At 37.6% G+C, this 22,637-nt stretch carries 22 protein-coding genes; 14 read left to right on the top strand and 8 right to left on the bottom strand.

Annotated elements, in window-relative coordinates:
* Window position 1: 1 nt before the first annotated feature.
* The 3 genes from NSQ44_RS14380 to NSQ44_RS14370 all read left to right on the top strand — a co-directional run bounded on the left by NSQ44_RS14380 (window position 2) and on the right by NSQ44_RS14370 (window position 2,777).
* Entirely contained in the window at window positions 2-1,111 is a 1,110-nt protein-coding gene (locus NSQ44_RS14380; RefSeq protein ID WP_340857396.1) for a GerAB/ArcD/ProY family transporter, read from the top strand.
* Entirely contained in the window at window positions 1,108-2,310 is a 1,203-nt protein-coding gene (locus tag NSQ44_RS14375; protein ID WP_340857395.1) for a Ger(x)C family spore germination protein, read from the top strand. Before NSQ44_RS14380 ends, NSQ44_RS14375 begins: the two co-directional genes overlap by 4 nt.
* Window positions 2,311-2,429: 119 nt before the next feature.
* A complete protein-coding gene (locus tag NSQ44_RS14370) occupies window positions 2,430-2,777 on the top strand; it encodes a YlbF family regulator (RefSeq protein WP_340857394.1) in 348 nt (115 codons plus the stop codon).
* Window positions 2,778-3,096: 319 nt separating this feature from the next.
* Here the strand turns inward: NSQ44_RS14370 and NSQ44_RS14365 are convergent, their stop codons facing one another.
* Window positions 3,097-4,599, bottom strand: a complete 1,503-nt coding sequence (locus NSQ44_RS14365) for a transposase (protein ID WP_094244664.1) — start codon at window positions 4,597-4,599, stop codon at window positions 3,097-3,099.
* A 197-nt stretch (window positions 4,600-4,796) separates the two neighbouring features.
* Between NSQ44_RS14365 and NSQ44_RS14360 the strand changes: the two genes are divergently transcribed.
* From NSQ44_RS14360 to NSQ44_RS14340, 5 genes are all read left to right on the top strand, one after another.
* The gene (locus NSQ44_RS14360; RefSeq protein ID WP_063387297.1) at window positions 4,797-5,213 is read left to right on the top strand and encodes a GreA/GreB family elongation factor; all 417 of its coding nucleotides are present in this window, start codon (window positions 4,797-4,799) and stop codon (window positions 5,211-5,213) included.
* Between the two features lie 146 nt (window positions 5,214-5,359).
* Window positions 5,360-6,475: an IS4 family transposase gene (locus tag NSQ44_RS14355; protein WP_340857393.1), complete on the top strand. Its 1,116-nt coding sequence runs from the start codon at window positions 5,360-5,362 to the stop codon at window positions 6,473-6,475.
* Between the two features lie 322 nt (window positions 6,476-6,797).
* Complete coding sequence (locus tag NSQ44_RS14350; protein ID WP_144597094.1) at window positions 6,798-8,027, top strand: ROK family transcriptional regulator; 1,230 nt, start codon at window positions 6,798-6,800, stop codon at window positions 8,025-8,027.
* A 95-nt stretch (window positions 8,028-8,122) separates the two neighbouring features.
* On the top strand, window positions 8,123-8,986 hold the full coding sequence (locus NSQ44_RS14345) for a Cof-type HAD-IIB family hydrolase (RefSeq protein ID WP_063387299.1): 864 nt from the start codon (window positions 8,123-8,125) through the stop codon (window positions 8,984-8,986).
* A gap of 97 nt (window positions 8,987-9,083) precedes the next feature.
* The gene (locus tag NSQ44_RS14340) at window positions 9,084-10,577 is read left to right on the top strand and encodes a coproporphyrinogen III oxidase (RefSeq protein ID WP_130158840.1); all 1,494 of its coding nucleotides are present in this window, start codon (window positions 9,084-9,086) and stop codon (window positions 10,575-10,577) included.
* A gap of 756 nt (window positions 10,578-11,333) precedes the next feature.
* Here the strand turns inward: NSQ44_RS14340 and NSQ44_RS14335 are convergent.
* Window positions 11,334-11,519 (bottom strand): YhzD family protein, encoded by a 186-nt coding sequence (locus tag NSQ44_RS14335; protein WP_340857392.1) that lies wholly within the window; start codon window positions 11,517-11,519, stop codon window positions 11,334-11,336.
* A 182-nt stretch (window positions 11,520-11,701) separates the two neighbouring features.
* Between NSQ44_RS14335 and NSQ44_RS14330 the strand changes: the two genes are divergently transcribed.
* The 4 genes from NSQ44_RS14330 (at window position 11,702) to NSQ44_RS14315 (ending at window position 17,221) form a co-directional block, all read left to right on the top strand.
* Window positions 11,702-12,940, top strand: coding sequence for a metallophosphoesterase family protein (locus NSQ44_RS14330; RefSeq protein ID WP_327856399.1), 1,239 nt, complete (start codon window positions 11,702-11,704; stop codon window positions 12,938-12,940).
* Between the two features lie 13 nt (window positions 12,941-12,953).
* Window positions 12,954-15,932 carry an ATP-binding protein gene (locus NSQ44_RS14325; RefSeq protein WP_340857390.1) on the top strand — a complete coding sequence of 993 codons (2,979 nt, stop codon included), beginning with the start codon at window positions 12,954-12,956 and terminating at the stop codon, window positions 15,930-15,932.
* An 80-nt stretch (window positions 15,933-16,012) separates the two neighbouring features.
* A complete protein-coding gene (gene yhaM / locus NSQ44_RS14320) occupies window positions 16,013-16,957 on the top strand; it encodes a 3'-5' exoribonuclease YhaM (RefSeq protein WP_066248928.1) in 945 nt (314 codons plus the stop codon).
* Between the two features lie 69 nt (window positions 16,958-17,026).
* Window positions 17,027-17,221 carry a sporulation YhaL family protein gene (locus NSQ44_RS14315; protein WP_063387307.1) on the top strand — a complete coding sequence of 65 codons (195 nt, stop codon included), beginning with the start codon at window positions 17,027-17,029 and terminating at the stop codon, window positions 17,219-17,221.
* A 271-nt stretch (window positions 17,222-17,492) separates the two neighbouring features.
* Here the strand turns inward: NSQ44_RS14315 and NSQ44_RS14310 are convergent, their stop codons facing one another.
* A complete protein-coding gene (locus NSQ44_RS14310) occupies window positions 17,493-18,329 on the bottom strand; it encodes a peptidylprolyl isomerase (RefSeq protein ID WP_066248925.1) in 837 nt (278 codons plus the stop codon).
* 209 nt (window positions 18,330-18,538) lie between these two features.
* Between NSQ44_RS14310 and NSQ44_RS14305 the strand changes: the two genes are divergently transcribed.
* The gene (locus NSQ44_RS14305; RefSeq protein ID WP_340858276.1) at window positions 18,539-18,625 is read left to right on the top strand and encodes a YjcZ family sporulation protein; all 87 of its coding nucleotides are present in this window, start codon (window positions 18,539-18,541) and stop codon (window positions 18,623-18,625) included.
* Between the two features lie 63 nt (window positions 18,626-18,688).
* Here the strand turns inward: NSQ44_RS14305 and NSQ44_RS14300 are convergent, their stop codons facing one another.
* A complete protein-coding gene (locus tag NSQ44_RS14300) occupies window positions 18,689-18,868 on the bottom strand; it encodes a hypothetical protein (RefSeq protein WP_066248923.1) in 180 nt (59 codons plus the stop codon).
* 123 nt (window positions 18,869-18,991) lie between these two features.
* Here NSQ44_RS14300 and NSQ44_RS14295 point away from each other — a divergent pair, with 123 nt between their 5' ends.
* Entirely contained in the window at window positions 18,992-19,330 is a 339-nt protein-coding gene (locus tag NSQ44_RS14295; protein ID WP_063387310.1) for a DUF1878 family protein, read from the top strand.
* Here the strand turns inward: NSQ44_RS14295 and NSQ44_RS14290 are convergent.
* The 4 genes from NSQ44_RS14290 to serC form a co-directional block, all read right to left on the bottom strand.
* On the bottom strand, window positions 19,314-19,916 hold the full coding sequence (locus tag NSQ44_RS14290; RefSeq protein WP_340857389.1) for an HTH-type transcriptional regulator Hpr: 603 nt from the start codon (window positions 19,914-19,916) through the stop codon (window positions 19,314-19,316). The two genes, NSQ44_RS14295 and NSQ44_RS14290, sit on opposite strands and share 17 nt — an antisense overlap.
* Before the next feature lie 295 nt (window positions 19,917-20,211).
* Window positions 20,212-20,577: a hypothetical protein gene (locus tag NSQ44_RS14285; RefSeq protein ID WP_340857388.1), complete on the bottom strand. Its 366-nt coding sequence runs from the start codon at window positions 20,575-20,577 to the stop codon at window positions 20,212-20,214.
* 319 nt (window positions 20,578-20,896) lie between these two features.
* Window positions 20,897-21,424 (bottom strand): tryptophan transporter, encoded by a 528-nt coding sequence (locus tag NSQ44_RS14280; protein ID WP_094244629.1) that lies wholly within the window; start codon window positions 21,422-21,424, stop codon window positions 20,897-20,899.
* An 82-nt stretch (window positions 21,425-21,506) separates the two neighbouring features.
* Entirely contained in the window at window positions 21,507-22,586 is a 1,080-nt protein-coding gene (serC, locus tag NSQ44_RS14275; RefSeq protein WP_340788203.1) for a 3-phosphoserine/phosphohydroxythreonine transaminase, read from the bottom strand.
* Between the last annotated feature and the right edge of the window lie 51 nt (window positions 22,587-22,637).

Here is a 22,637-nt window from a genome sequence, read left to right as displayed (position 1 = left end):
TATGTTAGACAACGGGAAAATAACAGCAAATCAATATAAAATGTTAGTTTTATTATTTACGATTGGAAGTTCAATTCTCGTTGCTCCTACTGCATTAGTGAATGATGCGAAACAGGATGCTTGGATAGCAACCATTTTTACGGTCATCATCTCCATTCTTTTAGTGCTTATGTACATTAAAATATATTCAATTTTTCCAAATATGACTCTTGTAGAAATATGCGAGCTTTTGCTCGGAAAATGGATTGGAAAATTCGCGGTTGCATTATTTCTCATGTATGCTTTTATTTTATCCGGTGCATTGCTCAGGGAAATCGGCGATTTTACAACTACTCAAATGATGCCTGATACACCGATCGATGCTATCCATATTGTTTTTATGGGAGTCGTTGTTATGGCAACCCTTTTAGGATTAGAAGTGATTGGACGTTCTTCAGAAATCATTTCATTATGGCTATTCATCCTTTTAACAATCTATTTCATCGCGATTTTGCCTCAAATCAAAATAGGAAACCTGCAACCGATATTGGGAGAAGGAATGAAACCGATTTTATTTGGGTTTTATCATTTTATTAGTCTGTCGTATTTAGAATTAATCGTTTTTTTAATGATTGCTCCCTTTGTCAATCATCAAAAAGGAGCAGAAAAAGGATTTTTAGTAGGCGTTATAATTGGAGGAATCCTGCTTACATTTGTTGTCATGTTTGCCATTCTTGTTTTAGGTGTAGAAAATACAGCCAGACAAATATATCCGAGCTACGCCCTGGCAAGAAAAATTGAAATAGGAAAATTTTTTAGCCGCGTAGAGGTTATTATGGCGGGAATTTGGTTTTTATCTATTTTTTATAAGCTAACCATCAGTTTTTATGCTTTTGTTTTAGGTCTCTCTCAACTGTTTAAAATAAAAGATTATCGTCCGATTACTCTTCCTATTTCTATGATGCTGATTGTGTATGCGATCGTCTTCCATCCGAACATCGTTCACTTTTTTGAGTTTCTACATAATATTTGGCCTTTGTACTCTTTAACGATCGGGTTTCTTTTCCCTCTCATCCTGTTGGGTACAGCTCTAATGAAAAAACGTCAGCATCATGTGAGGGGAAATAGATGAATAAGCGGTTGACAAGTCTTTTATTCATATTGGCGTCCATCATGTTGCTGGCAGGCTGCTGGAATCGGAGGGAGTTAAAAGACATCGCAATCGTTTCAGCATTAGGAATAGACAAAGTAGATGATGAATTACTTGTAACGATACAAGTGATCAACCCGGGACAGGTAGCAACTGTAAAACAAGGGGGAATAACAAAAGCTCCTGTTAAAACATTACGGTCGAAAGCGCGTACATTGTCTGAGGCGATGAGAAAAGTGACAACTTTCTCGCCAAGAGCCGTTTATTCAAGTCATCTCCGCATGCTGATTATTGGAGAGGATTTAGCAAAAGAAGGAATGGGGGAAATTATTGATTATGTAGTAAGGGGGAAAGAATTTCGGACAGATTTTTATCTCTCTATCGCTAAAAACACTAGAGCTGAAAACATTTTAAAAGTACTTAGCCAGCTGGAGACAATTCCTGCACATAATTTAAGTTCTTCATTAAAGTTATCTGAAAAATCATGGGGGCCTATCGAAACAATAGAAATCAATCAATTTGTCAACGAATTAGTTTATAAAGGCATTGAACCTCATGTGATAGGTGTAGAAATAATAGGCAATCCTGAAGCTGGAGAAAAAATAGAAAATGTTGAAAAAACAAAAGCTGATGCGTATCTCAAATTTGGCAGTGTAGCTATCATGAGGAAAGATAAGTTAGTTGACTGGTTAACGGAGAAGGAAAGCAATGGTCTCCATTATGCATTAGGAAAAGTGCAAAGAGCAGTCATTAATGTGCCATGCAAAGAGAAGAAGGTGGCAATTGAAACGATCCGAACAAACAGCAAGATTCAAACAAAAGTTGACGGTCATCAGTTTAAAGGCACCGTTCAGCTGCATATAGATGGGGCGGTAGCCGAGGTTCAATGCGAACGAATGGATTTGGAGAAAATAGAAACGATAAACCTTCTGCAGAAAAAAGCTGAGGAAAAGGTTAAAAAAGATATTCTGACAGCTATTCAAGCTTCCCAGAAAAAATATGAAGTAGATATTTTTGGATTTGGAGAAGCCCTTCATCGCAGCCATCCGTCGATTTGGCATAAAGTTAAAAAAGATTGGCATTCTCATTTTAAAGACATACCGGTTCATGTGGATGTTGACGTAAAGCTAAGGAGAATCGGCACAATTAATAACTCTCCTCTTCATGAAATGAAACCGTAGCTTCCCTAATTTCCAAAAAATCCCTTAGGGTGTAAGGGAATTTTAAAACTTTTTTGACAGGCGGCCTTGTCATCCTTTATATTAGCTAAAAGGGCTCGCGGAGCGAGGAGGGATTAGGAGTGTCTAATATTTTATATAATTCCGCGTACGATTTGAAAAAAGCATTAGAACAAAGCAAGGAATATATTCAATTAAAAAAATTGTATGATGATGTCCAACACGATGAATCAGCGAAAAACATTTTCCACAACTTTCGCAGCACTCAATTAAACCTGCATGAAAAACAAGTAACCGGAAAAGAAATTACTGAAGAAGAAATTATTCATGCAGAAAAATGCGTTCAATTAGTACAGCAAAACGGCAAGATTGCTGCATTGTTGAAAGCAGAGGAAAGCATGAATATGATTTTACAGAGGATAACCAGCATTATTTTGGAGCCGCTTGATGAGCTTTATAAAACAAAGTGAATAGTAAAAGAAAAGAATATCAAATCAAGGATTTTATTGAAAAAAGTAAAATATTTGGTAGTCTAGAGTGAGATGTACTTTTTGTGCATCTCTTTTTCATTTTCAAAATTGGAGGGAACAGATCATGAACCAAAGACTCATTTTCCATTTTTTTATTAAAATAGAGGCTCGGAAATTAACTAACTGATTCCGGGTATTTTGGGGGATGAAAGCTAATTTTTGGAGGAACTTTGGAGTTTTCATAAGTCATTTTCAAAAAAATTCATGCCAAATAAACCACATGAAGTGGATTTTTAAAAAAATGTATTTTAAGATGGCTTTATAGGGACAAAAGAGCTTTAATTATTGGATCTATATTGGAAAAGTTACTCTTTTCCGCCTCCTTTGTCCACGCATCGGCATGCTGGCACATGCCGATGCAATATGTGCGAATACTCCAATGTCTTGAACTGCGCCCTCTTGAATCCTCCAAATGATAATCAATCTTTTGACGCTTGATACAACGCTCGACCCCAGTGCGCAAAGAATAGCGCTTATACCATTCTTTGCTGTCACGTTTCACTCTTGGAAAAAGACGAGGATTATCCTTTGTCGATGTATAAAAGGTGCGTCCATATGCCGAATCAGAGCACGGATTGGGACATTTCCATTTCCCAACTGCAGCTGGACACCGCCATTTACGACGATAGGTTTTCTGATTTAATCCCCAATGGATCATCTGTCGACCTATGGGGCAGATTGGAACACCATCGAGATTAATATCCATTTCTTTGTGCTGAAATTTTTTGGAACGCCTTGGGTTCAGGTCAATAATCGCTGAAACATCATAGTGCTCCAACATTTCATAAATGGCATAAGCATCCAGAGCTGAATCCAGGATGGCTTCTCCGAACTTCCAATCGGGATACCAGTGTAGAAGTTCATGGAATGTACTCACAAACAGGACGGAATCGTGTTTGCTTGCCCGGTACAACCTTGGGTAGATGGGCAGGTTATACGGACTGTCCGAGGCAGCCACCATAAAAAGATTTCGTCCGTAATAGTACTTTTCTCTTGAACTGTCCCAACCCCAATCGGCATCGGGGTCTGAGAATTGGCGGTTACAATCGCACTTCCAATTCCCTTTCTTCCGGCAGTCACAAAGGAATTTCCCGTATGGCCGGCCACCGGTTTCAACAGGAGTGCCATCAGCGAGAATACTGAGGGACTGAGTTTCCCCTAATAACCCGGCTGATGCCGATTTATTTACAAATAGGGATTGGAATAGGATTTGAAGTTGATCATGTGCCTTCGGTGTATACCGGACTTTCTTATTTTTTAAAGCACGGCGAACCAGTTTCTCAACAATTTGTGGGTTCTTGGGTTCAAGCTTTTGATTCTTTTTCCCTTTTTTCCTGGGTTTCTTCAATTTTCGCTTTTTACGGTTGGACAGGTGCGGAGTAGGACTAAGCCAAAGCCGGTTAAAAAAGTCATAAAATGTACCTACTCCAGGCACATTGCCCGGTGAAAAACCACTAAGGATCGCAAGGACATGGTTCGTTTTTAGATGAAATACCCAATGATCGACGCTGGTTACCCTTTGTTGGTGCATCAGAAGCAAGCTTCGAAGCATATCACAAGGGTTCCGTGGCTTTCTTCCCCTAGGGTTAGAGGAGTAACGATGTTTAAGCAGATCCGCTGTATCTGTTAGGTCCATTAAGGAACACCAGATAATAGGTTCAAAGTAGAAATCTTTTAAAAAGGCTTTACTAATAGAATGGTTGTCGAATTCTTCAACGACAAATTTTAGATATGATTCGTGTGAACGAATGTTGCCAAGCATACAAATTCCCCCGTATTCAGTATAAAAAATAACCTCACTTAATTGTTGAGGCGAATGTATGTTTGTCAAGAGGAAAGTTTGTTCGCATCCCTGTTTTAGGGGTGAAACGATAAAAAAGCCCTAGTCCAAAGACTAGAGCGAATGCGGAAAACTAATTTCCGAGAGACTATTTAAAGAAAAAGGAGGTGGCATATTTTATGAGCCATAGTACGCTATCCAGCTTAAAAACGGCATTGCGAGAACAATTAACGCTTTTTCAGAAACAACAAAATGACAGAACTTCTCCAATCGGCCGATTTTATATGAATAATCAAAAAAAGTTTTTGCAATATGTAAGGGAATTGGAACAGCTTTTTAATCAAGAAGATGAAGACATTTTCACAAAAGTTTTTATTGGGGCGACAGTGAAAATTGTATATTTGGAAGAAGAGGATGAAGAAACATATACAATCTGTTTTCCTGAAGAAGCTGATCCTGATCAAGGGAAAATTTCATTTTTATCTCCCATCGGTAATCAGCTGCTGCTTGAAATGAGAGGAAATTCGATTGATTTAGACATACCTGGAGGAAAAACAGCTGTTAAAATTTCTGAAATCCATTATTTAGAAAAATAAATTATGCACTAGCATTGCAGTAATTAAATCTGATGATTCAAAATACTAAGAATGTTCAATTTTTTATTGATTTCGAAACAAAAAAATCCTTTACAATGGAAGTACAGGTGGTTCCTGCCCAAATCCAATCGTAAAGGATAACCATTATGGACAAGAATACACTAATTTCATCATTTGGTAAATGGGTTTCACCCATAAATATTCAAAAACTTAGCGAACAAGTCAAAGAATTGAAACAGGACTATTACACAAAAAAGCTGACAACAGAAGCCTATATTAAACTTTTATTGGTAGCCCAGCTGCTCGAATTTAAGAGCTTAGAGGAAATGAGTGATGCACTTGTAGACGAAGATCTTCAAAAAGCACTCGGATTTGAATCGATAAGTGCCTCTCAGCTATCCCGAAAAAACAATCAGATCCACCCACTAATTCTTGCAAATTTGTTCTTGGATCTTGTTTGGAAAATTCAACGGTACCATTATCAAAACGGAAAGAATATGCCACTGAAAATCATTGATTCAAGTACACTCCCGTTGAATTTGACCCATTATAAATGGGCAAAATTCCGTAAAACAAAAGCTGGTGTAAAGCTACACTTACGGCTCGTTTTCATGGATCAAGACACCGTCTATCCTGAAAAAGCAGTGATTACGACAGCAAAAGAACATGACCGAAATCAACTCGAAGTCCTAGTGGATGATCAAGAAGCCATGTATGTGTTTGACCGCGGTTATGTGGACTATGAACGTTTTGATCGGATGACAGATGATGGCTATTTCTTCGTTTCAAGACTGAAGAAAAACGCAGTCATTCGTGAAGTCTATACATTTTCACTTCCTGATGATTGTCACGTTCTATCCGATAAAATGGTCTACATTGGTACCACACAAAATCGTACTGAAAATGTCTATCGTCTACTAGAAGTTATGGACACAAAAGGGAACTTACTTCGTTTCATCACCAACCGATTTGATTTAAAACCAGAAGAGATAAGTGATATTTACCGATCTCGCTGGGCTATTGAACTCTTTTTCAAATGGCTCAAGCAACACGTAGAAATTAAGCACTTTTATGGAATGAGTGAAACAGCTATTCAAAATCAAATTTTCTTAGCCCTGATCACGTATTGCTTACATGTTCTCATTCAATTGGAGATGAAAAGTAAGAAATCCCTACTTCGAATTACTCGTTGGTTAAAGAGAGCTCTGTGGAAACCAGCTTATGTTTGGTTGCGAAAATTTGATGGGCGAGCCAGTCCATAATCTCCCTTTTGTCGTTGTCGCTCTGGTTTAACTGTATATATTTACCAAATGGACAGTGCCACCTTTCTTTAGGCTTTGTCTTTTTGGCACAAATTCACAAAAAATAATTAACAGAAAATTCTAACTATATTTATGCAATGCTAATGTAAATTATGAAAAATGAAAGGGGAGAAATCCCCTTTCATACTCTCTTCATTTCCTCTTTCAGCGTCGAGCTGTAGGAATTTCTAATAAAATATTACTTGCGAAAACCTTGATTCATTGAGATACTAAAATGTAAGGGTTTACATCACGAGCCTCTGTATATTTCGGGGTGGTTGTCATGAAAGATGAAAAAATTGTCGGCAGTTTCCAATTAATGAAATCATTGAATAAATCTTTAATTCTTAATACAATTCGGACACACGGATCGATTTCAAGATCTGACATTGCGAAAGAAACAAAATTAACACCTCCGACAGTCACAAATATTGTAAATGAATTGTTGGAAGAAGGATTGGTAAAAGAGTGGCAGACCGGATCTTCCAGCGGGGGAAGAAAACCCATTTTGCTGAAAATCAACTCATCAAATTTTTATGTTTTCGGCATTGATATCAGCCCGAGGGAAATCCGATTTGCCATCACGGATTTAAACGCTCAAACACTTTTATATAAAACAATCACGATGAAAGAAGAGATGACGAGTTCACGTTTATTCCAAATGATTGCCAAACAGCTTTACATTATGATGGATGAAGCTTGTATAGAATTAAAAAAATTTGTAGGAATTGGCATCGGTATTCATGGCAGGATTGACGCAGATGAATGTTCAAGCGGTTTTGCTCCCCAATTGCAGCATCGAAATGTACCGTTAAAAAAAGAGCTTGAAAAAGAATTTCGTCTTCCTGTCAAAATTGAAAATGATGTTCGTGCCATGGCAATAGGCGAAAACTGGTTTGGCAGCGGGGTGGGAATTAGCAATCTTGTATGCATTAAGATCAGTCATGGGGTTGGGGCAGGTTTTATTTTAAATAAGAAGCTGTTTCATGGAACGAACGGACTAGCGGGTGAAATCGGCCATATGTTTATAGAAAGCAGCGGTTTGAAATGTTCGTGTGGGAATGACGGATGTTTAGAGGCGCTTGTTGGGTCTGAAGGGATAAAACAGCGTACATTAAACAAAATATCGCTTGGGTATAAAACGAAATTAATAGAACGGACAAACGGAATGATAGAAAATGTGAACGGACAACTGATTTATGAGGCTGCATTAGAAGGAGACCTGCTTGCTAAAGACATATTAGAGGAGACTGGCAGGTATTTAGGAATTGCCATCATGAACATTATCCATTTATTCAATCCAGAGCGGATTATTATTGGGGGCGGATTGGCAAAGGCAAAGAATTTTATTTTAACTCCGATTCAAGAAGTGGTTGAACAAAGAGCTTTGACAGAGCAAGCGAAAAAAACAGAAATTGTGTTGTCAAAGCTGGGAGATCAAGCGACGGTCATTGGTGCTGTTGCCCTAGTGCTAAATGAAATGTTTTCTGTTCAATACGAATCGGTGTCATAATGTTTCCCCTTCCTTTAGTACACAAAAGTTCTAATTTGTCTCACAAGGACATATTTTCATAATAGAATTTAACAACAAGAGAAGGGGGACAACACATGCTCTACCGCTTGCTTGCCTTAAATATCGACGGAACGCTCCTCCGTTCAAATGGACGCCTTCAGCATTCTACGAAGGATGCGATAGAATTTGTTCAAAAAAAGGATGTATATATTACTTTGGTGACGAACCGCCATTTTCAATCGGCAAAAAAAGTTGCAAAGGCGCTCAAAATAGACAGCCACTTAATTACTCATGGGGGAGCGTTCATCGGAAACCGTTTAGATGAACCTCTATATGTGAAGCGAATTTCAGAAGAAAAAACATTTAATATTGTGCAAGTGCTCGAATATTTTAATTGTAATATTCGAATCATTCATGAGCGTTTTTCGATCGGCAACCGGAAAAAAATCTCTTCAAATCTTGTAAGCAAAATGCTATTGAATTCGTCAGATCCGCTTTTTTATCCAATACAATTTGTAGAATCTCTTGCTGATGCGTTAATTGATGAGCCAGTAGCTGCCCCAAAAATTGATGTATATTTTGATACGAAGGAGGAATTGAAAGAGGCGGAAAAAACGATACTTGATTCTTTTTATGATGTAGATGTGATCAAGGTTCATGACGGAAAAATTGAAATTGTTCCAAAGGGAATATCTAAACTGAATGGCTTGCAGGTACTTGGCAATCATTTAGGCATTAAGCTGGATGAAATGGTCGCAATCGGCGACGGCCTTGACGACTTGGATATGATCCAGCAGGCAGGTTTGGGGGTTGCGATGGGGAATGCTCCGTTTGAAGTAAAACGGGCAGCAGACTGGATCACGAGGTCGAATGATGAACAAGGCGTTTCATATATGGTAAAAGAGCATTTCCGAAAACAATACCCAATTAAATTTTTAAATAAAATTAAAAACAGATAAAAAACATCCGCTTCTTAGGATGTTTTTTTCGTATTGACTGAAAAAATCCCCTTTAGTACACTATAAGGAGTTTTATTCTATTCGACAAGGTGATCACATGCGCATTCAAATCAGCGGCATAAATGATGAACGTTTTATGCGGCCTCTTCAGTTAATATCTAATTTGTTTTTTGAAGAAGCCGAAATTTTTTTAAAACCTTCTGAACATGATATCGAAGCATTATTCAATTTCGAATTCAGACAAAGTGATTTTCGGTTGGCTTGCGAGCTAAAAGCAGAAGGAAAAACGTATGAAGCTTTTTTAGAAAAAAGCTTTACCGCAACAGATGAAAAAGAACAATTCAAACAAATGAAGCAGGCGGTATTGAATGTTTATGTAACAGCTCTTCAACAGTATACGGGAATTACACAAAAATGGGGGATTTTAACAGGTGTCCGACCCACTAAGCTTTTTCATAAAAAGAAGCTTGAAGGAAGAAAAAATGAAGAAATTTATAAACAATTAAAAGAAGATTTGCTCGTATCAAATGAAAAAATTCGCATCATGGAACAAATTGTAGAAAAACAATTAACTGTTGTTCCTGATCTTTACAATTTGACAAAAGAAGTAAGCATTTATATCGGCATTCCTTTTTGCCCGACAAAATGTGCATACTGTACCTTTCCTGCCTATGCTATTGGCGGCAAGCAAGGAAAAGTTGATTCTTTTCTCGGCGGTCTGCATTATGAAATGAGAATGATCGGCGAATGGTTAAAAGAACGAGGCATCAATATTACGACCGTTTATTACGGCGGAGGGACACCGACAAGCATTACGGCAGAAGAAATGGATATGCTTTATGAAGAAATGTATACATCTTTTCCAAATGTTGATCGCATTCGGGAAATCACAGTAGAAGCCGGCAGACCGGATACAATTACAAGAGAGAAGCTGAATGTTTTAAAAAAATGGAACATAGACAGAATCAGCATTAATCCCCAATCATATATACAGGAAACATTGAAAGCAATCGGAAGACATCATACAGTTGAGGAGACGATTGAAAAATTTCATTTAGCTAGGGAAATGGGCATCAACAACATCAACATGGATTTAATTATTGGACTGCCGGGGGAAGGGTTAAAAGAATTTGAGTTCACCCTTGAGGAGACAGCCAAATTGATGCCTGAATCATTGACTGTCCACACGCTTTCCTTTAAGCGGGCATCGGAAATGACAAAAAACAAAGAAAAATATAAAGTAGCTGAACGAAGCGAAGTAGAAAAAATGATGAATAAAGCGGTTGAATGGACAAAGGCCAATCATTATGAGCCTTATTATTTGTACCGTCAAAAAAATATTTTAGGAAATTTAGAAAATGTCGGATATTCCCGGAAGGGTTATGAGAGTATATACAATATCATCATCATGGAAGAAATGCAAACGATTATCGGATTAGGCTGCGGGGCATCAAGCAAATTGATCGACCCGGTTTCCCGGGAAATCACTCATTTCGCCAATCCGAAAGATCCGAAATCGTATAACGATGGCTTTAAACATTATACAAATGAAAAAATCAAATTGCTAAACGCTCTTTATGGCGAAAATTGATAATTTTACGCTCCACATACGTATCGGGTCGTGTTGAAAGGAGGGCCCGATAGAAAACAAGAGCTTGGGAACGACAAAGATGGAGAACGATTCCCGTATTTCCCTAAAAACACTTTAGAACAAATTTTAATAATAAAAGCGATTGCGCCATTAGCCTGCAACAAACGTAGCCGGCAGACTTCAGACAAAACATACAAAAGCAAGTAGAGAAATACGAGCTCTTTCTCTACTTGCTTTTATTTTTAGGATTTCTTGGACAGCCTCTGATAAATCTGTTTCATCATGTTAGCCATAATGATTTTTAAATTAATGGGATGATATTGAAGGGGGCTCTGTGAACAAAATGGGAGATAATAAGATGTTCATCATAATTGGAATAGTCGGTCTTTTAGCTATTACTTTTTCAAATTTAGTTCTTAAACATGATGTCGTCGCGACCATTATTAGCATTGTTGTGATCGGATTTTAGTAAGCTCCAGAACCAAAATCATCCTAATTTTTGGGAGGCAGTTTTGGAAAGAAAAATGCCCCCCACAAAATGCAGGGGACTAGGAAAAAACTGATTTTAGATGCCCACTACAATTTTTCCACACGGGTAAATGGCTAAAAAGCGTCATATCCATTTAGATATTTTAAATTAGCCTCATAAAATTTGGGGAGCAGGATGAATATCGCGGGCGGCTTATGCCGCGCAGTATTTTTGTTGTGAAAGACTTCCCCTGTCATTCTTTTGTGGACTGTCAATCCTGTTAAGTTTTAGCGATGAAATAAAACAAGCCGGCCAGAAGAAGTAACTAAGCGATGCGTGGTATTTAAACATTGATGCTCCTTCAATATTTTTGAACCGATTTCTTTTGCCTCTTGTTCTGAATTTGCTTCAAACTTTTCATTTAAAAGCAGTTCTCCTTTGTTTGTAAACGCAGTTAAAAAATATGTCGGCATTTCAAACAACCTCCCTTTTTTTAAAAAATATATTTCTTTTTCCTGAAAAAAAATCCTTTCAGCTTTTTTTAAAAAATTTTTTGGCAGGGGGCCCGGGTACCGGGATGTATTTTTTCACATTAAAATGATATAATATGGAAAAGCAAACGTACGTTCCGGAAACGAGTGAAAAGAGGGAGACTATGACTCGCCGCATAACATTTATACATACGGCAGATTTGCATTTAGACAGTCCGTTCACTGGGCTTGAGCATTTGCCGGAAAGCATCTTTAAAAGAATTCAAGAAAGCACTTTTACGGCATTTGAACGTGTAATTGAACTGGCGGCAAAAGAAAAAGTCGATTTTATACTGATCGCAGGAGATTTGTATGATGACGAAGATCGCAGTTTGAAAGCCCAGTTGAGATTAAAGAAACAGTTTGAACGGCTCAATGAAGAAGGCATCCAAGTTTTTATTATTTTTGGAAATCATGATCATACAGGAGGCAATTGGGTTCATATTCAATGGCCTGAAAACGTTCATATTTTTTCCGATCGTGATGTAGAATGTATACCGTTTGTCCGCGACGGAAAGGTTTTAGCCAACATTTACGGCTACAGCTATCCGACTCGTTCGGTTACAGAAAATATTGTCTATAAATTTCAAAAAAGAAGCGAAGCGCCGCTTCATATCGGTCTTCTTCACGGCACCGCGTCAGGGACGGAAGGACATGAGCCGTATTGTCCTTTTACGATTCAAAATTTATTGGAAAAAGATTTTGATTATTGGGCTTTAGGACATATACATAAACGGCAAATTTTACATCGTTCCGACCCTCCGATTATTTATCCGGGAAATATTCAAGGCCGCCATAAAAAAGAAACGGGAGAAAAGGGAGTGTATCTTGTAGAATTAGCAGAAGGCGGGAAAAGCGCGTACCGATTTGTGCCGGTATTTGACATACTTTGGAATGAAATCAAGCTCTCTGTAAATGAAATAGCTGCTGTTGGCGAGCTATATGATCATATTCGAGCGGTAAAGGAACAGCAGAGACGAAATGGCTCGGCTCTTTTGACAATTATGCTAGATGGAGCTTCATCATTGTTTTGGGATCTTATGGATCAGGATCATTTGGATGAGCTTGCGCAAATATTGAATGAAGAGGAAGAAGGAAAGAACGAATTCGTTTGGATTGTTTCCATTCAACATCAAATCGTGCCGAGCGACGACTTTTTCTCCTCCTCTTACATTTCGAAAGATTTTGAACAAATTTTGGATCATTTTCATCAATTTGACGAAGCGATGGAGCCTTTATATAAAAATCGTTTATTTCGGCGTTTCTTTCAATCTTTCACAGAAAATGAAAAAGAAGAATTGATAAAAGAAGCGAAAACAATGATTTATTATGAGCTGTTTAAACAAGAATGGAAGCGGTCGTAAAAAAGGTGATAAGATGAAAATAAAAGAACTGCATATTTATGGCTACGGAAAATTTGCAGATAAAAAAATTTCATTTTCGGATCATGGCATACAAGTCATTTACGGTTTAAATGAAGCCGGAAAATCGACGCTGATGTCTTTTATCCATAGTATGCTGTTCGGATTTCCCGTTAAACAGCATCCGGATAAACGGTTCGAACCGAAAGCGGGCGGAAAATACGGCGGGGCATTAATCATCGAATGTGAAAATTTCGGAACAGTAAAAGTGGAGCGCGTAAAAGGGAGAGCCAGAGCGGGGGATGTAACTCTTTATTTCCAGGATGGACGGACAGGAGGGGATAAAGAGCTGGCTGAAATTTTAAAAGGAACCGACAGACCAACATATCAAGCGATTTTTTCCTTTGATTTATTCGGGCTGCAAAAAGTGTATGAGCTGAATCGTGAGAAGCTGGGAAAATATTTATTTTTAACAAGTGTATTCGGGTCTGATCAGTTATATCGTTTAGAGGAGAAACTGCAGAGAGAGCAGGAGGATTTGTTTAAACCGAACGGACGAAAACCGTTGCTGAACAGATCGTTAAATGAACTGATGGAGGACTTTGCAGAACTGCAACATGCAAAAGAACAGCAGCGCGCTTACAATTTTTTGATCAAAGAAAGGGACAGCTTAGAGAAGCAGCTGAAGGACTGCCAGAACGAGAAGGTGACGCTGAAAACAGAACGGAAAAAAGTGGAAAAACAAATAGCAGTTCTTCCCCTTTTGGAAAGACGGAAAGAATGCTTGCAGCTGCTAAAAGATTTTCCTGACGGCATTCAATTCCCGGAGGACGGGTTTGTGCGGCTGGAAAAGCTTTCGGCAAGAAGAGACGAAGTTTTAGAACAGCTGGGAAGGGTGCAGGAAAAAGAAAAGGGGATCGAGGATTCCTTATCAGCCTTGAAGATCGACGGCCTTCCAGCTGACGAGACAATGTTTGAGGAATTAAAAAGTCAATTTCCCCTCATCCAAAAACAATTAGAAGAACAAAAACTTTTCATTGTTCAACAACAAATGCTGGAAGGACAGATTCATGAGGAGCTCATCTATATATTCGGCCATCAAGATGAAAATGCTATAAAAAAAATCGACACATCTGTTCGCATGAAGGAAAAAATAAAGGATGCTGCGAAGAAATATGAACAATTATTTCAAAGAAAAAAGCTTCTCGATGAACAATATGAGCGTGCCCAATATTCGCTGGAAGAATGTGAGCGCCGCATAAAAGAATACGAATCTTTTCTGCTTGATCCATCTGAAAGGGAAAGATTAATAGAGGAGCAGTCAGCCATAGAACAAGAAATGGCGCAAACGGCCGACAAACATTATTTAAAAGAGCAGATTGCCCAGTTAAAAGCAAAAATCAATGAAAGAGAAAAAAAGAATCGGGAAAAATTAAAAAAATGGAAAATTCTCACTGTATCTTTGCTATCTGTTTTTGCGTTTGCCATTGTTCTTTCGTTTGTTTATAAGAATTGGCTGTTTTTAACAGCGTTTCTTCCTTTCATCATTGTTTTCTTTTTCTTCCGTCCACAGGATGATGAGCTGTTAAAGCATTTACAAAATGAGCATGGACAGCTTGTGAAAAAACTTGATAAACAAAATGATTCCCGAATCTTGGAAAGAACGTTGCGTTTGAAGCATATTAAGGAAATATTATGGAAGGATCAGCAAGTCCGCCAAAAAATTGAGATCGAAAAGATGAATTATAAAGGTAAAGAACAAGCTTATGAACGGATTCTTTCGTTATATGATGAATGGGAACATGAAAAGTATCAATTGCAACATTTAATTTTCCCGTTTTATGAACATTTTCATCTTCCGAAAGAAGCCGAAGGATCACAATTGCTTGAGCAGTTTGAACGCATCGCAAGCTGTCAAAAGCTGATAAGAGAAAAAAGAATGTTAGAGGAAAAAGTTCGTTTGTATGAAGAAAACTTAAATCAGTTTAGAAAAAAGTTTGAGCCTTTGTGTGAATATTATAACATTCGTGCCGACTCAATTGAGAAACGCTATTCAGAACTGAGAAGAATAATGGAAGAAAATATAAAGAAACGATCGCAAAAAGAGGCATTGATGAAGCAGCTAAAAGAGGTTCAAGAGGAAAAAACAAAATTTCGTTTGACCTTTCAAAGCATTGAAAGAGAATTAGAGAAGCTGTTTCAGTCAGCCGGAGCAGCAAGCGAGGAAGAATATAGAAAAATAGGAATGCTCAAAAAAGAGAAAGAAAAAATCGAAACCGAATTAAACTGGATTGAAGGGCAGCTGCGAACGAAAGGATTATTGACATCAAGCGATATGAACGATTATCAAAATGAGAGGGCTTTGAAAGAGCGAGAAACATTTCTTGAGGAAAAAGAAGAAGAACTCGAAAAAATGGAGGATTCTATCCGGAAGAAATTAGCGGAAACAGAAATAGAGATTAGAAAAATAGAACTATCAGGTCTATATTCTGAGTTGAAATATTCGTTTGAAATGAAGCGTTCTGCAGCAAAAAAGCTTGCGAAAAAATGGGCGGCAATGGCAGTGGCAAGAGAGATGCTGAAACATACGACGAATTATGTTCGAAATGAAAAAATGCCGAAGTTGTTGCATAAAATGGAATATTTTTTCCGAATAGCAACGTCTGGGGAATACGAAAACATTTATCTGGCGGAGGGTTCGCCTTCTTTCTCAGTGAAAAGGAAAGACGGGCTTGTTTTTACGGCTGAAGAACTGAGTCAAGGAACAGCTGAACAACTGTACACGGCGATCCGTTTTGCGCTGGCAGAAAGCATGCAAAAAAGAATTCATCTTCCATTAATGATCGATGACAGCTTTGTGAATTTTGATCATTTGCGCATAAAAAATATTGTGAGTATCATGAGACAGCTGTCGGATCATCATCAAATGCTGCTGTTTACTTGCCATCAGCATATATTATCTTACTTTCAAGACGAAGAAATCATTTACTTATAAAATATATTTGTTAGACCGTCGCACATTTGGTTCGTATGCTATACTATAAGTTACGAGGCGGAAAGTGGAAGGAGAATACGATGGCTAAAGGAATTATTCATTACAATGTTGGGGAGCAGGTAGATCTTTTTTTGCTGATAAAATCAGTAACAAAAGGTATTGCAAGCAATGGAAAACCTTTTTTAACGTTAATTTTGCAAGACCGTTCCGGGGAAATTGAAGCAAAACTATGGGATGTGAGCAAAGAAGATGAAGAAAATTATCTGCCTCAACAGATTGTTAAAATATTTGGCGATATCCATCATTACAGGGGAAGAAATCAACTGAAAATCCGCAACATCCGATTGGCAGAGCCGCATGAAAATTTAAATGTACAGGATTTTGTAGAAAGAGCGCCATTATCTCAAGAAGAAATGGTTGAAAAAATTACGAAATACATATTTGAAATGAAAAATCCAAACATTCAACGGATAACAAGATTCTTGATGAACAAGCATCAAAGCGCTTTTCTCTTATATCCGGCGGCGACGAAAAACCATCATGAATATGTATCAGGCCTTGCCTATCATGTTGTTTCCATGCTTGATCTTGCCAAAGCGATTGCTGACTTTTATCCGAGTTTAGACAAGGATTTATTATATGCTGGGGTCATACTTCATGATCTTGGCAAAGTAATTGAACTGTCGGGCCCCATTTCCACTTCTTACACAGTTGAAGGGAATTTGCTTGGACATATTTCCATCATGGTAAACGAAATTGGAGAAGCTGCGAAGGAACTTGGGATTTCCGGCGAAGAGGTCGTCATTTTGCAGCATATGGTATTGAGCCATCACGGGAAACCGGAATGGGGAAGTCCGAAAATGCCGATGGTTAAGGAAGCGGAAATTCTCCATCATATTGATAATATCGATGCAAAAATGAACATGCTGGACCGGGCGCTTGAACGAGTCAAGCCGGGAGAATTTACGGAACGGATTTTCGCTCTGGACAATCGCTCATTCTATAAACCGTCATTTCATCGATAGAGAATCATAATATAGAGCCCCTTGCATAAAATGAAATAAAAAAGCTTGTCTATGCAAGGAGGAGATGGAATGACGTTTCTGCCGTGGTGGGTATATTTATGTATTGTTGGAATTATTTTTAGTGCATATATGGCATATAAAACAGCTAAAAAAGACAAAGAAATAGAAGAAATTTTTATTGAGCGGGAAGGAAATGTATATATCGAAAGAATGAAAAAAGAAAAAGAAAAGCGAGCGAAAGAAAAGATGACATCTGCAAATTAGAAACTAAATTGTGTCAGCTTTTCTACTATGCTTTCAATTTCCTCTATCCGACCAGCGGGAGCGCGACGATTTTCGGAAAAACATCATCAAACAGTCAAAAGACATCAGACAAAACGTGAGCTGCTTTAATCCGGATAAAAAGATCCATTGTCAACCCGGCAAAGCTGGTGCAGGTTGATAAAAAACATTTATATACGCTCACATGTTTTGAATGCTAAAAAGGGGGGACGAAGCTTTGCTTTTAGTCCCCCTTTCTTCTATATGCCATATGTTAATTTTGGGTTTCAAACAAATCTTTTAGATCTTTGTCGTTTACTTTTACATCTGCGTTTTTAATTGCTTTGTCAATAGCTTCCTGCATCAATGACGGATCAGATATTTTCTGTTTTTTGACATCTTCTTTCAGGCTGTCTTTCATTTCTTCGAATGGTTTTACCGTCTGAGTAATTTTAATAATGTGGTAACCGTATTCTGTTTTAACAGGATCGCTGATTTCTCCTTCTTTTAATTTAAATGCCACATTTTCAAATTCTTTCACCATCTGGCCTTTGCCAAACCATCCAAGATCTCCGCCGTTGGAGGCAGATCCGTCGATCGAATATTCTTTTGCCAAATCCTCAAATTTTTCGCCTTTATTAAGTTTTTCTTTTACTTCTTTCGCTGTTTTTTCATCTTCCACTAAAATGTGGCTGGCGCGTACTTTTCCTTTCAATGAATCATAATATTCTTTTAAATCTTTATCTGTAATTTTAATATTCGCTTCTGTTGCCTTCTTGCGTAGCAAGTCGACCTTCACGATTTGTCTCAAAACCTTGTCTCCGTATTGCTGAGCAATTAAATCGTACTGGGAGCCGTACTGCTGTTTCATTTTTTCGAGCTCTTCATCAATTTCTTTGTCGGAGACTTTAAATTTTTCGCTTAATACTTTTTCATGCACAAGTTCTTGTAAAACATCTTTACCAAAACGGTTTTTCAATGCTTCATAAAATTCGTCCTTCGTAATATCTCCGGCTTTTGTTTCAACGACCGCATCATTTGCACCGTTTGAACACGCATTCAAAGCGAATAAGCTGGCCGTTGCGATAACCGCTAATGCAAATTTTTTCATACTTTACAACTCCTACCTTTTTTTGTCTATCTAAAACAAATATACTCACATTTTGACATGAAACTATATGATTTGCAACTGTTTGTCCAAGTAATGGAAAAATCGTTTCGAATTTGGGTTAAGAAAATTCCAGTAAGAAGGACAAATGCCTATGCGAAAAAAAGAACAGTGCATACGATAACGTAAAGACACAAAAAGGGGGTGTCGTGATGAGTGGAGGATATGTTGGAGGCTTTGCGTTAATCGTTGTATTGTTCATCTTACTAATTATTGTTGGTGCTGCTTGGATCTATTAATGGTTTCAAAAAAGTCGGCAGAAGAGGTTTTCTGCCGGCTTTTTTAATGAAGTAAAAAAACTTTTAAGTAAAGGAAATTTCTATGTATGATGAAATTAGTAAAATGGTAATTAAGACATTAATGGTGCGGAATACGTTTGACTGTTTTTCTTCAGGGAGTTCACGAATGGAACAAAGAGCAGTTGTCAGTTTGTTTATATAAAATAGAATGAAGACGGCAAAAATGATAAAATATAATAGCATTTGAAATCCCCCCTTCCATTCATACCTATTACAATATCAAAATAATGACAAAAAAGATAGGGTTATGGGAAATTTTTGGGGAGTTTTCAGCCCCCATTATGAACCGAAGAAAGATGTGATGGAATGAAAGATTTAGAAAGAAGACTGGAAACTCTAGAATATTATATGTCTTTGTTTATGAAAATGATGAATATTGAAATGTATCCTTTCTACAAGCTCGTGATGGAAAAAGGGCTTATGAAGGAGGAAATAGAAGAGGTTTTTCGCATATGCGATGAATTAGCAAAGGAGCATAAGGAGCAAAAAGCGCAAGGATTTGTATATTTTGAAAATCTCCTTACGCTTTTTGCCGGACAGCTGACGCCAAAGCTGGATGTCAATGAAACGATCGATGCCCTTTATTTACAAGGGCTGTATACTGAATTAATGAAAGACTTAAAACGAACTATTGATTCACTGTAGTTTTTAAATAAGAATGTTCCTCCACATCTTTCTTTTTCTTGATTTTTCCGTCTTCAATGACAAAGTCATTTTCGATATTATTGAATGAGCGTTCAAAAATTGTCATGAAATCGTCTCCGTAAATGTTTCGGATAATTGCTGTAATTTCGATCATTTCAGGAAATTTTCCGTATAGATTTTGCAGCGGAAGCGCGCCTTTCAGAACGGTGTTTTTGGATGAATCATAATCTTCAAGAAGCTTAAGCAGCACTTCCTCTCCTTTTTCTGTTAATTGTATGTAAGTATTTCTTTTATCATTTTCTTTTTTGGAAAATTTTAAATAACCGCGTTCTTCTAACTTTTTCGAAAAGTTGAATGCCGTCGATACGTGCATGACCCCAAATTTTGCGATTTCTGAGATCGAGGCTCCTTTTAAATGATAGGCGATCCATAATATATGATGTTCATTGATGTTTAAATCATATGGTTTAATCCAGCGCTGCCAATCCTTTTCAATGGATTTCCAAAGCGCTTTACTTAGCTGAGCGACACGCTGGCTGAACAGAAGTGCATCTTTTATCGTATAGCTGTCGAGCGATCTCTTCAATTTTTCCACCTACTTTGTATAATACTAACATTTTTAATATCTTCTATTATGCCAATAAAATAAAGATTTATAAAGATGTAATTTACGAAATTTTTAAATAAATAGTGAAACACTAAAAATAGTACACATAGAAGCGGTAATAAATTTTGCGAAGAATGATGAGAACGATCAAGATTTTCTATACTGTAACAATTTGTCATGATTATAAATTATAGCAAAAAAGAATTGACACCCTGCCAATTCTTTGACATGCTTAATATTTTTAATTGTAAAAGGATTCCACAAACTTGAAGCGTCAGTTTCTTTCTTTTTTGATTTGATCTTCTAGCTTTGTTAATTTATCTTTAATTTCTTTTACATGCAGCTCCAAATTTTTTTTATTCGGATCAATTTCCATCTGCCATGCTTGAATGGACCGATTGACATCAGCAGCGACTTCTTTAGCAATTTGCAAGCCTTCTTTCGCTGATTGTGCGATTTGCTTTTTTAACGATTTCCCATCAGATTTCAAGTCTCCAAATATGTTTTCAAGCTTATGCAAATTGTATCTTGTCTTTTTTAAAACATTGCCGTTTCTCGCTTGAGCCGTAATCAGTGCAGCTGCTCCAGCAACAACACCGCCGACGAAAAATCCATATAGAAAAGATTTTCCTCTTGACATTTTTACCACTCCTATAGTTCCTTGTTTTCAAAATCCGTCAATAAAAACATAGCCTTAGTTGAAGATGCATAAACTAAAAGTAAGGGAGGGAAATTATGGCGGGTGTTATTTTTTTATTTTTTATCATTAGCATGTTGTTTCTTGTAGGAGCTTTTTATAATTTGAAGTTAGCCAATTCTGCGAGTTCATATCCTCCAAAACATCTTCTGAAAAAGAGGGCGTCAGTTTTAGCGATTGGCGGATTAACGTCACTTTTAATAGCTTTTCTTCTTTATTATATACAATAATAAAACCCGATCATAGATCGGGTCAATCTGTTTTATTTATTTTCTGATAGAACGTTAGAACGTTTAAGAATGCTTTCAACAATGGGATAAATAATCACCATTGCAATTGTATTGATAACTGTTGCCGGCAATACAACCGCAAGGAACAATGCAGTAAATCCGGCGCCTCCTGGGAGACCTACAAGTAAGAGCGCTGCTAAAAGAAACACTGTGCCGGAAATTAATGTTCCTATGACTGTTAAAATTCCTGCCCTTGCTATTGCTTGTTTGAGTGGTTTTAAGGCTAGAAATAGAAAATATATTAAAAATGCCGTCAAAATTTTATCAATAATATTCGGAACGAGTCCGCCGGGAAAACTGGTTGTCAATCCGGATAATATGCCAGTTGCAATGCCCAGCAGACCGGCGTTTGTCACCCCAGGAAACAGGAAAATTCCTAAAAACATCATCAACAGCATCATATCCGGCTTCATCCCGTTAAATATGGGCGGCACAATCGCATGAAGAGCAACGCCGATGGCGACAAATAAAGATAAAATGACTAATTCTTTCGTTCTCATCTCTAAACTCTCCTCTTCTGTTCTCATCTTTAATAAACTTTCCACTATTATAGCGTATGATCGTTAAAGTTAGGATAGGCTTTTAATGTTTTTTTCTGAATTCTTTCATAAACTGGGCGAGCTTTTCACATGCTTCAATCGTTACCGCATTATAAATGGATGCACGGCAGCCACCGACAGAACGATGACCGGATAGACCTATTAATCGATTTTCTTTTGCCTCTTGAACAAACGCCTTTGTCAATTCATCAGATGGCAGCGTAAATGTTACGTTCATGAATGAACGGCTTTCTTTTTCTGCATGTCCTTTGTAAAAGCCATCGCTTTCGTCTATAGCGTTATATAATATTTGAGCTTTTTGTTTGTTTCTACGTTCAATTTCAGCTACTCCGCCTTGTTCTTTTACCCATTCCAACACTAGAGAAAGCATGTAAATGGCAAAGGTCGGTGGAGTGTTATATAAAGAGTTTTTGCTTGCATGTGTTTGATAGCTCAAAATAGTTGGTACATTTTTATTTGCTTTTTCAATTAGATCTTTTTTAATGATGACAACAGTGACTCCGGAAGGTCCTAGATTTTTTTGCGCCCCTGCGTAAATGAGATCGAACTGTTCGATATTGAGCTCTCTGCTCAAAATATCGCTGGACATATCCGCAATCAGCGGTGCATTCGTGCTTGGGAACTCATGCCACTCTGTCCCAAAAATTGTGTTGTTTGACGTAATATGCAAATACGCAGCATTTTGGAGCGAATTTGCCTCGAATTGTTTTGGGATGTGTGTGTAATTTGACTCTTTGCTTGATGCCAACACATTTGTTTCACCAAATTTTTTTGCTTCGCTTAACGCTTTTTCAGACCATGCTCCGCTTAAAATATAATAGGCGATATTTTCATTATTCAAAAAATTCATCGGGATCATGGCAAATTGCAGACTTGCCCCGCCTTGTAAAAATAACACATCATACGAATCAGGGATATTAAGCAATTCTTTCAATAAGCTTTTGGCATTATTGTGAACCTCATCATACGCCTGGCTCCGATGGCTCAGCTCCATGACGGACATGCCTGTATGATTGAAATTCAACAGCTCGCCTTGAGCTTTTTGTAATACTTCGACTGGTATAGCTGCTGGTCCTGCATTAAAATTGTATACTCGATCCACGATTCGTCCTCCTTTTAACACATTTATAAAAACATCCTATCATGAAAAAAG

Source organism: Aeribacillus sp. FSL M8-0254 (genome assembly GCF_038008845.1).
In the GTDB taxonomy this organism is placed as follows: domain Bacteria; phylum Bacillota; class Bacilli; order Bacillales; family Aeribacillaceae; genus Aeribacillus; species Aeribacillus composti.
The sequence above is the reverse complement of the archived record's forward strand: the minus strand, read 5'-3'. Positions and strand labels throughout refer to the sequence as shown.

Coding starts and splice junctions, on each gene's coding strand:
- NSQ44_RS14380 (WP_340857396.1), top strand. CDS start 2: ATGTTAGACAACGGGAAAATAACAGCAAATCAATATAAAATGTTAGTT.
- NSQ44_RS14375 (WP_340857395.1), top strand. CDS start 1,108: ATGAATAAGCGGTTGACAAGTCTTTTATTCATATTGGCGTCCATCATG.
- NSQ44_RS14365 (WP_094244664.1), bottom strand. CDS start 4,599: ATGCTTGGCAACATTCGTTCACACGAATCATATCTAAAATTTGTCGTT.
- NSQ44_RS14360 (WP_063387297.1), top strand. CDS start 4,797: ATGAGCCATAGTACGCTATCCAGCTTAAAAACGGCATTGCGAGAACAA.
- NSQ44_RS14355 (WP_340857393.1), top strand. CDS start 5,360: ATGGACAAGAATACACTAATTTCATCATTTGGTAAATGGGTTTCACCC.
- NSQ44_RS14350 (WP_144597094.1), top strand. CDS start 6,798: ATGAAAGATGAAAAAATTGTCGGCAGTTTCCAATTAATGAAATCATTG.
- NSQ44_RS14345 (WP_063387299.1), top strand. CDS start 8,123: ATGCTCTACCGCTTGCTTGCCTTAAATATCGACGGAACGCTCCTCCGT.
- NSQ44_RS14340 (WP_130158840.1), top strand. CDS start 9,084: ATGCGCATTCAAATCAGCGGCATAAATGATGAACGTTTTATGCGGCCT.
- NSQ44_RS14335 (WP_340857392.1), bottom strand. CDS start 11,519: ATGCCGACATATTTTTTAACTGCGTTTACAAACAAAGGAGAACTGCTT.
- NSQ44_RS14330 (WP_327856399.1), top strand. CDS start 11,702: ATGACTCGCCGCATAACATTTATACATACGGCAGATTTGCATTTAGAC.
- NSQ44_RS14325 (WP_340857390.1), top strand. CDS start 12,954: ATGAAAATAAAAGAACTGCATATTTATGGCTACGGAAAATTTGCAGAT.
- yhaM (WP_066248928.1), top strand. CDS start 16,013: ATGGCTAAAGGAATTATTCATTACAATGTTGGGGAGCAGGTAGATCTT.
- NSQ44_RS14315 (WP_063387307.1), top strand. CDS start 17,027: ATGACGTTTCTGCCGTGGTGGGTATATTTATGTATTGTTGGAATTATT.
- NSQ44_RS14310 (WP_066248925.1), bottom strand. CDS start 18,329: ATGAAAAAATTTGCATTAGCGGTTATCGCAACGGCCAGCTTATTCGCT.
- NSQ44_RS14305 (WP_340858276.1), top strand. CDS start 18,539: ATGAGTGGAGGATATGTTGGAGGCTTTGCGTTAATCGTTGTATTGTTC.
- NSQ44_RS14300 (WP_066248923.1), bottom strand. CDS start 18,868: ATGCTATTATATTTTATCATTTTTGCCGTCTTCATTCTATTTTATATA.
- NSQ44_RS14295 (WP_063387310.1), top strand. CDS start 18,992: ATGAAAGATTTAGAAAGAAGACTGGAAACTCTAGAATATTATATGTCT.
- NSQ44_RS14285 (WP_340857388.1), bottom strand. CDS start 20,577: ATGTCAAGAGGAAAATCTTTTCTATATGGATTTTTCGTCGGCGGTGTT.
- NSQ44_RS14280 (WP_094244629.1), bottom strand. CDS start 21,424: ATGAGAACGAAAGAATTAGTCATTTTATCTTTATTTGTCGCCATCGGC.